This window comes from Daejeonella sp. (assembly GCF_017495225.1).
Lineage (GTDB): Bacteria > Bacteroidota > Bacteroidia > Sphingobacteriales > Sphingobacteriaceae > Daejeonella.
Map to the genome: position 1 here is coordinate 85,016 of NZ_JAFEIG010000015.1, position 13,045 is coordinate 98,060.

General features: G+C 36.2%; 11 protein-coding genes. 6 read left to right on the forward strand and 5 right to left on the reverse strand.

Annotation, left to right across the window (positions count from 1 at the left end):
- Window positions 1-39 precede the first annotated feature (39 nt).
- Entirely contained in the window at window positions 40-1,137 is a 1,098-nt protein-coding gene (locus tag QZ136_RS06140) for a dipeptide epimerase (RefSeq protein ID WP_291401557.1), read from the reverse strand.
- Between the two features lie 127 nt (window positions 1,138-1,264).
- On the opposite strand from QZ136_RS06140, the gene QZ136_RS06145 reads away from it, so the two are divergent.
- From QZ136_RS06145 to QZ136_RS06160, 4 genes are all read left to right on the forward strand, one after another.
- Window positions 1,265-3,289, forward strand: a complete 2,025-nt coding sequence (locus QZ136_RS06145) for a thioredoxin domain-containing protein (RefSeq protein ID WP_291401491.1) — start codon at window positions 1,265-1,267, stop codon at window positions 3,287-3,289.
- A gap of 48 nt (window positions 3,290-3,337) precedes the next feature.
- The gene (locus QZ136_RS06150) at window positions 3,338-3,835 is read left to right on the forward strand and encodes a peptidylprolyl isomerase (RefSeq protein ID WP_291401493.1); all 498 of its coding nucleotides are present in this window, start codon (window positions 3,338-3,340) and stop codon (window positions 3,833-3,835) included.
- A 121-nt stretch (window positions 3,836-3,956) separates the two neighbouring features.
- Window positions 3,957-4,874 (forward strand): PepSY-like domain-containing protein, encoded by a 918-nt coding sequence (locus tag QZ136_RS06155; RefSeq protein WP_291401494.1) that lies wholly within the window; start codon window positions 3,957-3,959, stop codon window positions 4,872-4,874.
- A gap of 167 nt (window positions 4,875-5,041) precedes the next feature.
- Window positions 5,042-6,952 (forward strand): family 20 glycosylhydrolase, encoded by a 1,911-nt coding sequence (locus tag QZ136_RS06160; protein ID WP_291401496.1) that lies wholly within the window; start codon window positions 5,042-5,044, stop codon window positions 6,950-6,952.
- 54 nt (window positions 6,953-7,006) lie between these two features.
- Here the strand turns inward: QZ136_RS06160 and QZ136_RS06165 are convergent, their stop codons facing one another.
- Window positions 7,007-8,638, reverse strand: coding sequence for an ATP-binding cassette domain-containing protein (locus tag QZ136_RS06165; RefSeq protein ID WP_291401499.1), 1,632 nt, complete (start codon window positions 8,636-8,638; stop codon window positions 7,007-7,009).
- Window positions 8,639-8,716: 78 nt separating this feature from the next.
- Between QZ136_RS06165 and QZ136_RS06170 the strand changes: the two genes are divergently transcribed.
- Window positions 8,717-9,169: a 3-oxoacyl-ACP synthase gene (locus tag QZ136_RS06170; protein WP_291401501.1), complete on the forward strand. Its 453-nt coding sequence runs from the start codon at window positions 8,717-8,719 to the stop codon at window positions 9,167-9,169.
- Here QZ136_RS06170 and QZ136_RS06175 read toward each other — a convergent pair.
- The 3 genes from QZ136_RS06175 to QZ136_RS06185 all read right to left on the reverse strand — a co-directional run bounded on the left by QZ136_RS06175 (window position 9,159) and on the right by QZ136_RS06185 (window position 11,594).
- On the reverse strand, window positions 9,159-10,088 hold the full coding sequence (locus QZ136_RS06175) for an alpha/beta fold hydrolase (RefSeq protein ID WP_291401503.1): 930 nt from the start codon (window positions 10,086-10,088) through the stop codon (window positions 9,159-9,161). The genes QZ136_RS06170 and QZ136_RS06175 overlap by 11 nt on opposite strands.
- A 72-nt stretch (window positions 10,089-10,160) precedes the next feature.
- Window positions 10,161-10,673, reverse strand: a complete 513-nt coding sequence (locus QZ136_RS06180; protein WP_291401505.1) for a DUF2911 domain-containing protein — start codon at window positions 10,671-10,673, stop codon at window positions 10,161-10,163.
- A gap of 60 nt (window positions 10,674-10,733) precedes the next feature.
- Window positions 10,734-11,594, reverse strand: a complete 861-nt coding sequence (locus QZ136_RS06185; protein ID WP_291401507.1) for a polysaccharide deacetylase family protein — start codon at window positions 11,592-11,594, stop codon at window positions 10,734-10,736.
- Window positions 11,595-11,743: 149 nt separating this feature from the next.
- On the opposite strand from QZ136_RS06185, the gene QZ136_RS06190 reads away from it, so the two are divergent.
- On the forward strand, window positions 11,744-13,045 hold the full coding sequence (locus QZ136_RS06190) for a DEAD/DEAH box helicase (protein WP_291401509.1): 1,302 nt from the start codon (window positions 11,744-11,746) through the stop codon (window positions 13,043-13,045).

Genomic DNA, 13,045 nt, shown 5'->3' on the forward strand with positions numbered 1-13,045 from the left:
GGTAGATTAATCCAGGTAAAATTTACCTGGATTAATTTTTTATACCTGCCACATCTCGCAGGTCTTCAGAAAATTATCATCTACATCGGCTCCAATACCTGGTGTATCTGGAATATCCAAGAAATAACCTTCATAAGTCACGCCACCAATTACAGGATCTACTAAATGTCCTAATAAACAGGTATCAAGGTCGAAATATTTGATATTTTGACAAGCATAAGCAAAATGTAGGTTAGCGCTTAGTGCGATTCTACTTTCGAGCATACTTCCTATCATGCAGGCCATTCCGGCATTGCTGGCTGTTTCATGAATTTTAAGTCCCTCGTTTATTCCGCCCGATTTAGCAAACTTTATATTGATGAGCTCACAAGCGCCGGCATTGATTAATTTGCGGGCGTCATGATGATTATAACAACTTTCATCAGCCATAATCTTTATTCCTGTATTTTTTCTTAATTCAGGAAGCAAATCATCATACCAAGTCCGCATGGGTTGCTCACAAAACTCAATATTTAAGGGTTCCATTTCCTTTAAACAAAATAGAGCATCATCATAATTCCACCCTTGATTGGCATCAATTCTGATAAGCATGTCATTCCCAACAGCATTTCTAATCGCTCTGATTCGCTCTAAATCGGCATCTGCTTTTTTCCCTAATTTAATCTTCAAAATGCTTGCACCTTGTTTTTGGTAGGTGAGTGCAGATTGAACCATTTCTTCGGGAGTACCAATTCCGATGGTCATGTCGGTTTCAATAGTCCTTTTTTTGCCACCTAAATATTTATAAAGCGGTAAATTTTGGTTTTTAGCAGCAAGATCATAAAGGGCCATATCAAAAGCACTTTTTATGGTCGAATTATGAGCTGTATAATTATGTAGATCCTGAATTCTTGCAGGAATATCGAGCGCATCTTTACCTTTCCAAATTTGGGCAAAATCTTTGGCCATTGCTAAGCATGTCTCCTGCGTTTCGCCAACAATCATTGGGAAGGCAGAGCATTCGCCAACGCCATAATTTTGTGAGTCGGTATGTACACGAATGAATACATTTTGTGCATAATCCATGGTGCCAGTAGCAATCACAAAAGGTTCCATCGGAATGCTAAATCTATAGATATCGATATGAGTAATTTTCATGTCGAAATTTAAGTCTTTATTCTTATTCAAAAAACAATTTTATCAATAAATAAGCCGAATAATTATTGCTTTGATATTATCAGATGCTCCATCCGAAATCATTATTTTTGTGTTTTAATAGAATAAAATGTCAAACAGACTCATCCACCAAACATCGCCCTATCTCTTGCAACATGCCAATAATCCCGTTGATTGGTATCCATGGGGAGAAGAAGCATTAGCGAAAGCAAAAAAGGAAAATAAGCTTATTTTAGTCAGTATTGGCTATTCAGCTTGCCATTGGTGCCATGTTATGGAGCATGAAAGCTTTGAAGATCAGGCTGTTGCTGATATTATGAATGAGCACTTCGTATGCATTAAGATTGATCGTGAGGTGCGACCTGATATCGACCAAATTTACATGGATGCGGTACAATTAATGACTGGAAGTGGTGGCTGGCCATTAAATTGCTTTTGTTTACCCGATCAACGTCCAATTTATGGTGGGACTTATTTCAAAAGGGAAGATTGGAAAAGTATTTTAAAAAACTTGGCCGATTATTGGCAACAAAAGCCGGAAGATGCTATTGGATATGCTGTTAGACTAACCAATGGTATCAATAGAGGGGAGCAGCTTGTTAAAATTGATCAGGAGCATGAATATAGTAAAAAGGATGTATCCGATATTTTTGAAATTTGGAAACGTACATTTGATTTCGTAGATGGGGGTTATAATCGTGTTCCTAAGTTTCCACTCCCTAATAATTGGCAATTTATGTTGCGCTACGCCCATCTCATGAAAGATGATGCTGCACATACTGCAAGTCGCATTACTCTTCAAAAAATGGCCTTTGGTGGCATTTACGATCAAATAGGGGGTGGTTTTGCTCGCTATTCAGTAGATGGAAGATGGCATATCCCTCATTTCGAGAAAATGCTGTATGATAATGCACAGCTTGTTTCTTTGTACTCAGAGGCTTTTCAATATACGCCCGATCCGATTTATAAAGATGTGGTTTATGAATGCTTAGAATTTATTGAAAGAGAAATGACATCCCCACAAGGGGCATTTTACTCGGCCATTGATGCGGATAGCGAGGGGGTAGAAGGTAAATTTTATTCTTTTACAAAAGAAGAGATTAAATCCATTTTAGGTGAAGATGAAGACTTGTTTAATATTTATTATCAAGTTACAGAGGAAGGAAACTGGGTTGAAGAGGCGACCAATGTTTTTATCAGAAAGTTTGAAAATTCCGAAATAGCGACCAAATTGGGTATTAGTGTGGAAGTTTTGGTAAATAAAATCAAAGACGCAAAGGCGAAGGTTTTGGAGGCTCGTTCATTACGTATCCGACCGGGATTAGATGATAAAATTCTCGCTTCTTGGAATGGGATGATGTTAAAAGCTTATGCGGATGCCTATCGCGTATTTGCGGAGCCTAAATTTCTTGAGAAAGCTCGGAGGAATGCTCAATTTATCCTTGACCAATTGATTGTGGATCAAAAATTGGTTCGGGTTTATCAAAAAAATCCGGATCAAAAGGAGCCTAATGCAGCATTCCTTGACGATTATGCTTTGGTTATTGAAGGTTTTATCTCACTCTATGAATCATGTTTTGATGAAAAATACCTAGAATTTGCCAAAAAATTAACAGATGAAGCTATTTCTGAGTTCTTTGATCAAGAGACTGCCATGTTTTTTTATACGGCTAAGTCGGGAGAACAGCTTATTGCTCGTAAACAAGAGATTTTAGATAATGTTATTCCAGCTTCCAATTCGGTAATGGCTCATAATCTCTTTAAATTGGGACATTTTTATGATCAAAGTGCTTATTTAAATATTTCAGAGCAAATGCTTAGAAATGTGCATGCCCGAATAAAGAGCTATGGTTCAGGCTACTCAAACTGGGCTTCACTACTGTTATTGCATGTTTTTGGGCTATTTGAAATTGCCATTACTGGTGCTTCAGCTGATGAAAAGAGGCGTGAAATAGAAAAATATTACATTCCTAACAAAATACTTTTGGGAGGTTCTTCAGGAACATTACCTTTGTTAAAAGATAAATGGGATACAGATACAAAAATATATGTGTGCCAAAACAAAACTTGTTTATTACCAGTAGTTGAGGTAATTGACGCAATTAAACAAATCGATAAACCATTACAAGCTTAGGAATTCAAGAAGATTTTCCTAACCTGTCAATTACTTAATTCTATTAAAATGACAATTCAATTAAACAGCGTAGTAGCGCTAACCTATGATCTTTACACAAAAGAAAACGATCAAGAAGTATTTGTAGAAAAAGCTGATGAGCAAAATCCTCTAGTTTTTTTATTTGGAGTAGGAATGATGCTTCCAAAGTTTGAAGAAAATTTAGCTGGCTTAAATATTGGTGATAGCTATGACTTCCATTTGGCTGCCGAAGATGCCTATGGAGTAAAAGATGATAGTCGCGTAACTGATCTACCAAAGGAGATGTTTGGCGATATGGAAATTCCAGCTGTAGGTTCAATTTTGCCTTTACAGGATGATCAAGGTCACCAGTTTAGTGCAAGAGTAAAAGAAATCACTGAGGCTGCAGTAATTGTTGATTTAAATCATCCTATGGCTGGTCAGGATTTACACTTTATTGGTAAAATCATTTCTGTACGTGCTGCAACTGATGAGGAATTAGCTCATGGGCATGCACACGGTGCTGATGGTCATGCATCGCACTAAATTTTAATTCTTTTTTAGAAAGGGCATTGAATTTTCAATGCCCTTTTTTATTTCTCAAAAAAAATAAAAAATCATCTATTCTTCATCTTGGCAAAATAATTTTACAGAAAAAACAATGATCATGAAGAAACAAACACAATTAAAAAGCGCTCTACTTGTATTAAGTATTGCCTTAATGAGCCTTGGTGCATGTAAAAAAGATTCTTTACCCTTAGATAATGAACTTGAATTTGCAAGGCTGGAAGCCATAACCATTAGTAGTACTTCTGCTTTAGGGTCAAGTTTTGGATCATCCGATAGTTTGTATGCTATGGAAGCCTGCAAAAAGGGAAATAAGAAAAGTCCAATCGAATTAGCTGCTCTTTCTTCAACTATTACAAACTATTTAAATGCTAATTATTCCGGTTTTACTTTTCAAAAGGCATATCAAATCTCGAATCAAATTACAGCAGCTGTAGATAGCTATGTTGTTGTTATTCAGTTTAATTCAAAGCCTGTTGCTTTAAAATTTGATGCTACAGGTGCTTTTGTTAAGGTATTGGAGCTTAGAGAAGGTCGCAATATGAAAGGTCGCGGTGGCTGGCATGCCGGTGGTCTATTTGATCACAGAGATGGGAAACAACGCGATACTTTAGCAATTAGTGCCATACCTGCTTCAATAAAGACCTATATATCAAATACTTATGTGGCTGACACTATCGTTCATGCCTTTGTTAATAAAGATCAAAGCATTATTGTGATTAGCAAAAATGTCAATTATTTTGCCACTGCTTTTAGTGCAACAAATACTTTTTTAAAGCGTCATCAATTGCCTGCTTTCCCTGGTAAGGGTATGTCGATTGCAGCTAGTGCTTTACCTGCTGTTTCAACTACGTACTTAACTACAACTTTCCCTAATTATGTATTCAAAAAAGCATTTGAAATTAAAGCAAATGGGGTAGTAAAGGCCTATTTAGTGTTGATTGATGCCAATTTAACCAAATATGCTGTACATTTTGATGCTACAGGTGCTTTCGTGAAGGCTTCAGCCATCAGATAGTATAATTTCTTTATATCTTCAAGCAGCTTCCTTCCTGGGGGCTGCTTTTTTTATGTCTAATTCTAACAATGTTTTTCATGTTAGAATTATTCCTGAAGGTGATTCTTTATTCGAATTTGAATATTTTAGCTATTTTTAATCATTCCCAAACAAGCCTAGAAATTCAAATGAAAAAAATCTCTTATTTTTTATTTTTCCTCCTGCTTTCTTGCAGTGTATTTGCTCAATCAAATATCCCAAGGATAGCCATTATTCCACAACCTGTTTATTTAAAACAAGGTTCTGGTTATTTTAAACTGCCAGAAAATATAACAGTCCATGCCCCAAATTCGAATGAGATTCAGTCGGTAATTTCCATTCTAAGTCAGAGAATTAGTCCGGCAACAGCTTATCATGTTAGTACCACTAAAAATTCAGATCAAGCAAGCATAAACCTAATTATAAACGATGCTTATGATTCTAAATTAGGAAATGAGGGATATCATTTATCAGTAAGGGATTCTGGTGTAAAAATCAGTGCAAATATGCCTGCGGGACTGTTTTATGGGGTGCAAACGTTGATTCAATTACTTCCTAAAGAGATTGAAAGTAAGCAATTGCAAGGAAATATAATTTGGCAAATTCCTTTGCTTGAAATCACTGATTACCCTAAATTGGCTTGGCGTGGATTGATGTTTGATGTGGCAAGGCATTTCTTTACTAAGGAGGAAGTCAAGAAATACATTGATGCCATGGCTAAATACAAATACAATGTTTTACATTTACACTTAACTGACGATGAGGGTTGGAGAATTGAAATTAAGGGTTTCCCAAAACTGACTGAAGTTGGTGCTTGGAATGTGAAGCGTATTGGTGAATTCGGCGATTTTATTCCCCAAAAACCTGATGAAGCCCGTAATTATGGAGGCTTTTATACCCAAGAAGATATAAAGGAACTAGTTTCTTATGCAAAAGATCGATTTATAAACATTCTTCCTGAGGTTGATGTTCCAGGTCATAGTCTTGCTGCAATTGCTTCCTATCCCGAATTGTCATGTACTCCTGAAGCTATAAATTATAAGGTTAGATCGGGCGAAAAAATCATGGATTGGTCGGGTGGCGCACCTCCTAAAGCTTTGTTAGACAATACATTATGTCCTGCTAATGAGCTCGCTTACAGCTTTATGGATACCGTAATAACTCAGTTAGCACAGCTTTTCCCATTTGAATATATTCATGTTGGAGGTGATGAAGCGCCGATTAATTTTTGGCAGAAAAACCCGCAAATTAAAGAGCTTATGCTACGCGAAGGCATTCAAGATATTACCAAAGTTCAAGGCTATTTTACTCGTAGGATAGAAAAAATTGTGGAATCTAAGGGTAAAAAAATGATGGCTTGGGATGAGGTGTTAGAAGGTGGTGTGAGTCCTACAACCGCTGTAATGAGCTGGCGCGGAATGAAATATGGTATTGAAGCGGCCCATAATCAACATGAAGTGGTAATGAGCCCAACAACCTATGCATACCTCGATTATATGCAATCAGATGCAATTTCTGAGCCTAGAGTCTATGCATCGCTAAGATTGAATAAAACCTATGAGTTTGAGCCTGTACCGGAGGGCGTAGATCCTAAATATATTAAAGGTGGGCAAGCTAATTTATGGACTGAGCAGGTTTATAATATTCGTCAAGCGGAATACATGACTTGGCCACGTGGCCTTGCCATTGCAGAATCTGTTTGGTCGGAAAAGGATAAGAAAAATTGGCCAGACTTCATGTCAAGGGTGGAGGAACATTTTAAACGCTTTGATATTGCTGAAACAAAATATTCGCCAAGTGTGTACGATCCAATATTTAAAGCAGGAAAAACTGCGGATAGGAAATTGACGGTTGATTTGAGTTTAGAAATTGAGGGACTAGACATTTACTACAGTTTTGATAATTCTTTCCCAGATCGCTTTTATCCTAAATATATGGGTACACTCACTGTTCCAATTGATGCCAAGCAATTAAAACTGATTACTTATAGAGGCAATAAGCCCGTAGGAAGAATGCTGACAATGCCTATTGAGGAGTTGAAAAAGCGTGCAAAACTATAGTTTTGGTCAATAAAAAAGCCGGTAATTTGTGTTACCGGCTTTTTTATCTTTTTCTTATTTCTTTTTAGCGTATAATTCTTCGCGCTGCTGTTTTACAGCATCACTAGTGATATATTCATCATAAGTCATAAGCTTATCAATAATTCCTCCCGGAGTTAACTCAATGATGCGGTTTGCCACAGTTTCAGTTAATTCATGATCTCGCGATGTGAATAAGATGATGCCCTTAAAATCTTTCATTCCGTTGTTTAGGGCGGTGATAGATTCCAGATCTAAGTGATTGGTAGGTTCATCAAACATCAATAAATTAGCTTGTTGAAGCATCATTCTTGAGAACATACATCTCATTTTCTCGCCTCCTGAAAGCACAGACGACTGCTTTAGAACTTCCTCACCAGAGAATAACATACGTCCTAAGAAACCTCTGATAAATTGTTCGTCTTTTTCTCCCTCCGAATATTCACGTAACCAATCCACTAAATTCGTGTCTTTAGCCTTGAAGTATTCAGAATTATCATTTGGGATATCTGCAATATTGATAGTTACACCCCACTTATATTCACCTTGATAATCGCTATCGCGACCAGTTAAAATATCGTAAAATGCAGTTGTGGCTAAGCTGTTTTCAGAAAGGATGGCAATTTTATCACCTTTATTAACCATGAAGTTAATATCAGAGAATAATAGTTCTCCATTTAATTCCTTCTTTAGCTTTTCTACCTGAAGTATCTGATCGCCAGCTTCTCTACCCTGATGATTAAAGATAATTCCTGGGTATTTACGGTTTGAAGGCTGAATTTCATCAATATTTATTTTATCTAAGGCCTTTTTACGACTTGTTGCTTGCTTTGACTTAGATGCATTTGCACTAAATCGGCGAATAAATTCTTGAAGTTCCTTAACTCTTTCTTCCGTTTTCTTATTTTGATCTGAACGCTGCTTCAAAGCTAACTGGCTCGACTCATACCAGAATGAATAATTTCCAGTATAGATATTCATTTTACTGAAATCAATATCCACTACATGGGTACAAACAGTATCTAAAAAGTGCCTGTCGTGAGATACAACAAGAATAATCCCTTCATAGGAAGCAAGAAAATCTTCTAGCCAGGCAATAGTTTGAATGTCCAAATCGTTGGTAGGCTCATCTAAAAGCAGAATGTCTGGTTTCCCAAATAATGCCTGCGCCAACAAGATTCTAACCTTTTGATTTCCATCTAAATCTTTCAATAAGCTATAGTGAAACTCCTCTTTAATGCCCAAATTGCTAAGCATGGTTGCTGCATTGTTTTCTGCATTCCATCCGTCCATTTCAGCAAAAAGGTTTTCAAGCTCGCCAGCACGTTCACCATCTTTATCATCAAAATCTTCTTTTGCATAAAGAGCATCTTTTTCTTTCATGATGCTATAAAGCTCTTTATGGCCCATTAATACGGCTTCAATTACTGGGAATTCATCAAAGGCATAGTGGTTTTGTGTTAAAACCGCCATTCTTTCACCTGGAGTGAATGATACTGATCCGCTTGTAGGATCAATCTCCTTAGATAGGATTTTTAAAAATGTAGATTTCCCAGCTCCATTTGCACCGATAATACCGTAGCAATTACCCGCTGTGAATTTTAAATTTACTTCCTCAAAAAGAGTCCGTTTGCCGTAACGTAATGATAGATTTGATACTGTAATCATGAATTTTTATTAAAATGCAAAGGTACGGATTCAATTTTGTTAAACCTGAATATTAAAAAATTATGCTTCTTTGTAAAAATGAATAAGATTAAGGAAGAGTTATTTAATCAATGTATGCAATATGTAGTGGATTGCATTAATACCGCTGAGTTAGCTATTCAAGATGCTAGTGAGTCGGCAAACGATGATACCAAAAGCAGTGCGGGCGATAAATTTGAAACCGGACGCGAAATGATGCAGCAAGAAATTGACAGAAATAGGAAGCAATTAGAAGAGGCTAAGAAAATGAAAATCGCTCTTGAACAAATTGAGAACTATCAAGCCTCTCAAATTGTTCATTCTGGAAGCCTTGTAATTACGAATATTGGTAAATTTTATATGAGTATCAGTAGGGGACAGATACAGGTTGATGGGGATAGTTATTTCGCTATTTCGGGTATTTCACCTATCGGACTCAAACTAATGCGCCAAAAAGTTGGTTATACCTTTGATTTTAATGGAAAAACATTCAAAATTGAAGCTATTTTTTAATTTTTAAATCAGGTTTTTTCTCTTTCTCAATAGGTGTTGAAATAATTTCTTTGTTCATCCACTTAACAATTTCCTTGGTTAATGCTACCCTTCTATTTGAAAATGCATGATCAGTATTCCAAATTTTATATTCAAAAGTTTTGCTTTTATTATAATTGGTGAAGGTGGGATTGTTCATATGCTCATCAATTACCATAATTGGTTTCTTGGAACTAGCTATCATTTTTTCAATGTCATATTGCTGGATATCTTTCAATATATCATTTAAAAACTCATTTGGATCGCAATTAAGCATCCCTAAAGTCAGAAGATATTCTTTAAGCCCTATTAAATTTCCTTCCGCATCTTTACCTTGAAGAAGTGTGTATGGATTAAAGACCGAAACTGCAAAAACACCTTTAACCCTCGGATCTTTTAAGCCTGAAATTAGAGCTAAACCAGCACCCATACTATGACCTACAAGGGCAATTTTTCCGGTGTCGACCTTTAGTTGGAACCTATTCAGGCTGTCTGTAAGGTAATCGAGTACTGCTCCAGCATCTTCAACAGAGTTTTTAAACCTAAAAACACCTTGACTGCCCCATGCACCTCGATAATTAAAGTAAATTACATTATTGCCCGCCCTGCGTAAATTCTGTGCCAAATCTAAATTTCTTTCATTTCCGGGTAAACCATGAAGAAGTACAATTGTTGGATGAGGGCCCTTTCCGTCTGCTGTATAAGCAAATCCATAGATAGTTGAACCAGATGATTTTATTTGTAATTCAACCTGTGCCGCAGGATAAAACTCATCCGGCTTAAAGTCGTTATAAATATATTCTATATTTTCTTTTTCAGATTTCGAAGTTTCCGATTGGCAGGAGGAAAGAATCGTTGTTAGGCTAGCAAGTAATAGAAAAGCAGAAAAAACATTATTCATAGACATTATAGACGGGGCGAAGACATAAAAAAAGGGTTTAATTTTATTTAAACCCTTTAATATACAAAATTTTTATTGAATTTCAAAACTTATCTGAGTATCAGCCCAAATTAGGTGTACTTGGCCATTTTTGGTAATTTCAAAGCTCATCGTTTCAGTAAATTCCTTTGATTTACCTGGTTTAACTTGAATGCGTAAGGCATCATCACTTTCCTTATAAACTGTACCCCAATTTTTCCATGCTTTATTGAAAATGATGGTCCACTCTTTCTCCCCAGGAATGGTATACAAGCCGTATTTTCCAGCTGCTAATAATTGGCCTTCAATTTTTAAATCTTGGCTAGTCTCAAAAATAGTAGTCTCATTAGCACCTGTACGCCATACTTTTCCTGCCGGAGCTAGTTCGTTTAAGGATCTACCCTTTAAAGATGGGCGACTATAATCTATTGATACTGATGCGCCAGATGTTAGGCTTTGTGAAACTAAGGCTGGCGGACTAGCTCTTTTGCTTTTATCTTGTTGAGCAAGGGTAGTTAAGTTGAATAAACCACCAAACATTAGTGTTAATAAGATTAATTTTTTCATAATTTTTTATCTTGAAATTTAAATATAAGTGTTTAGTATTGAATAATATCTGTTTTTGAATTAAAAACTTTTAACAATGCTATTATGTAAAGTTTTGGTATCCCAATATCCACTTGCAATGATCCTTCTTATGGTAAACAGGGGATCATTTTCATCTCTTTTTTCTGCTAAAATAAATGCTGAACTGAAGCCTCTTTTCTTTAATTCTGGGATAGCTTCTTTATTCCATAATCCAAATGGGTAGGCAAAATATTTCACTTCTTTACCCGTAATTTCTTGCAATGTTTTTGTTGGCTTTTCTATCTGTGTTGCCCAATCCTCACCCTGGTATTTTTTCACATTTTGATGATCGTAAGTATGCGAACCAATAACATGACCAGCATCAGATAATTCTTTTATTTGTGCCTTGCTCATATAATTTGGTTTGCCAATTGAGACCGTCATGATAAAAAATACGCCCTTAAAACCATATTTATTCATTTCTGGAATGGCAGCGGTGTATTGATCTAGTTTAGTATCGTCAAAGGTTAACATGATAGGCTTTTTAGGCAGTTTCTTTCCATAAACTAAATAATCGTAGAGTTGGTCTGGTAAAATAGTTTGATAGCCACTGTCGGCAAGCATTTTCATTTGCGATTTAAACTCTGCCATCGGAACGATATAATCTTTACCCATTTTTCCATCTGTAGCTGTCCAATTTCTAATTTGATGATAACATAAAATAGGTACTTGCGGTTTGGCAAGAATTTCGGCAGCGCTTGCCGCTTTTTGATTTTCTAAAGCTTCCTGATTTCCGCTTTCTTCCTGATTTATCTTATTGTTATCATTGTTTTTTGCTGCCTTGGGTGCTGAATTTTGCTGACATGAACTCAGAGCAAGCATAAAAATTATTAAAGGAACTAAGATGGATTTTGTTTTCATGGCTTATTTAAATATCGGCTTTTAATTTGTTTGCGAAAATAGTCAAAATTGACTCATTGTGAACGCCAAAGCGTGTAAAAATAGTATTGAAATGCAAGGAATAAATCGTTTGATAATAATTGCATTACCTTTGCATTTTAAATGGCAAAATGATAGAGAAGGTATTAAAGAATTTAAAGATTGCATCCCTCAACGATATGCAGCGTGTGGCGATTGATTCGGCTAGTGCAAAAGACACGGTAATTTTATCGCCGACAGGCTCTGGGAAGACAATTGCGTTTTTAATACCCGTTTTAATGCGATTAGATCCTTCAAAATCTGGAATTCAAGCATTAATATTGGTGCCTTCAAGGGAATTAGCGCTCCAAATTGAACAGGTTTTTAAAGCAATGGCCACTGGTTTTAAGGTGAATTGTTTTTATGGAGGACATCCTGTCAGGACCGAAAAAAACAATTTGGTTCAGGCGCCTGCTATTGTTATTGGCACTCCCGGAAGAATGGCTTATCATATTCGCCATGAAAATTTTAATCCCGATACCATACATAGCATTGTGTTGGATGAGTTTGACAAAGCTCTTGAGTTTGGCTTTGAGGATGATATGGCCTTTATAATCAGTCGTTTAAAGAATGTAGGTCGTAGAATTTTAACCTCCGCGACTAAAATGACGGAGATTCCAGATTTTACAGGATTGAAAAAAGCTGCCGAAGTTAATTTCCTCAGCGACTCGAATAGTCGCCCTGATTTGAGCGTTAAATCCATCATTTCTGAGGCAGCTGATAAGTTGGAGACCTTATTTTCATTGATTTGTAAAATCGGAAATCGCTCCACATTGGTTTTTTGTAACCACCGTGAAGCTGTAGATAGGATTAGCGGATTATTATGGGATATGGGATTAGATCATGGAGTTTTTCATGGTGGGATGGAGCAAGAAGATCGTGAAAAAGCTTTATTGAAGTTCAGAAATGGAAGTTATAGCTTTTTAATTACCACAGATTTGGCTTCCCGCGGATTAGATATTCCTGAAATTGAAAATGTAATTCACTATCAATTACCACATAATGAGGAGGCTTTTGTGCATCGAAATGGGAGGACAGCAAGAATGAATGCCAGTGGAACAGCCTATGTTATTTTGACTGAAGATGAAAAACCTGCATTTTTGAAGGATAATATTGAGATTGAAACTTTAGCAGAAAAAAATATTGTTCCCGAAAATACTGCTTGGGCAACATTATATTTAGGGGCAGGAAGGAAAGATAAAATCAATAAAATTGATATTGTCGGACTTTTAATGAAGAAGGGGAAACTTGAAAAGGATGAATTGGGTTTAATTGAAGTACAAGATTTTGCTTCCTATGCAGGCGTTAGTCGCAAGAAGATTGAAAACTTAGTCAGACTCTTTAAAAACGAGAAAATAAAGAATAAAAAAATAAAAATTGAGGTCTCAAGATAA

Excerpts from the sequence above, each read along its gene's own strand:
- QZ136_RS06140 (WP_291401557.1), bottom strand. The coding sequence starts at position 1,137 with ATGAAAATTACTCATATCGATATCTATAGATTTAGCATTCCGATGGAA.
- QZ136_RS06145 (WP_291401491.1), top strand. The coding sequence starts at position 1,265 with ATGTCAAACAGACTCATCCACCAAACATCGCCCTATCTCTTGCAACAT.
- QZ136_RS06150 (WP_291401493.1), top strand. The coding sequence starts at position 3,338 with ATGACAATTCAATTAAACAGCGTAGTAGCGCTAACCTATGATCTTTAC.
- QZ136_RS06155 (WP_291401494.1), top strand. The coding sequence starts at position 3,957 with ATGAAGAAACAAACACAATTAAAAAGCGCTCTACTTGTATTAAGTATT.
- QZ136_RS06160 (WP_291401496.1), top strand. The coding sequence starts at position 5,042 with ATGAAAAAAATCTCTTATTTTTTATTTTTCCTCCTGCTTTCTTGCAGT.
- QZ136_RS06165 (WP_291401499.1), bottom strand. The coding sequence starts at position 8,638 with ATGATTACAGTATCAAATCTATCATTACGTTACGGCAAACGGACTCTT.
- QZ136_RS06170 (WP_291401501.1), top strand. The coding sequence starts at position 8,717 with ATGAATAAGATTAAGGAAGAGTTATTTAATCAATGTATGCAATATGTA.
- QZ136_RS06175 (WP_291401503.1), bottom strand. The coding sequence starts at position 10,088 with ATGAATAATGTTTTTTCTGCTTTTCTATTACTTGCTAGCCTAACAACG.
- QZ136_RS06180 (WP_291401505.1), bottom strand. The coding sequence starts at position 10,673 with ATGAAAAAATTAATCTTATTAACACTAATGTTTGGTGGTTTATTCAAC.
- QZ136_RS06185 (WP_291401507.1), bottom strand. The coding sequence starts at position 11,594 with ATGAAAACAAAATCCATCTTAGTTCCTTTAATAATTTTTATGCTTGCT.
- QZ136_RS06190 (WP_291401509.1), top strand. The coding sequence starts at position 11,744 with ATGATAGAGAAGGTATTAAAGAATTTAAAGATTGCATCCCTCAACGAT.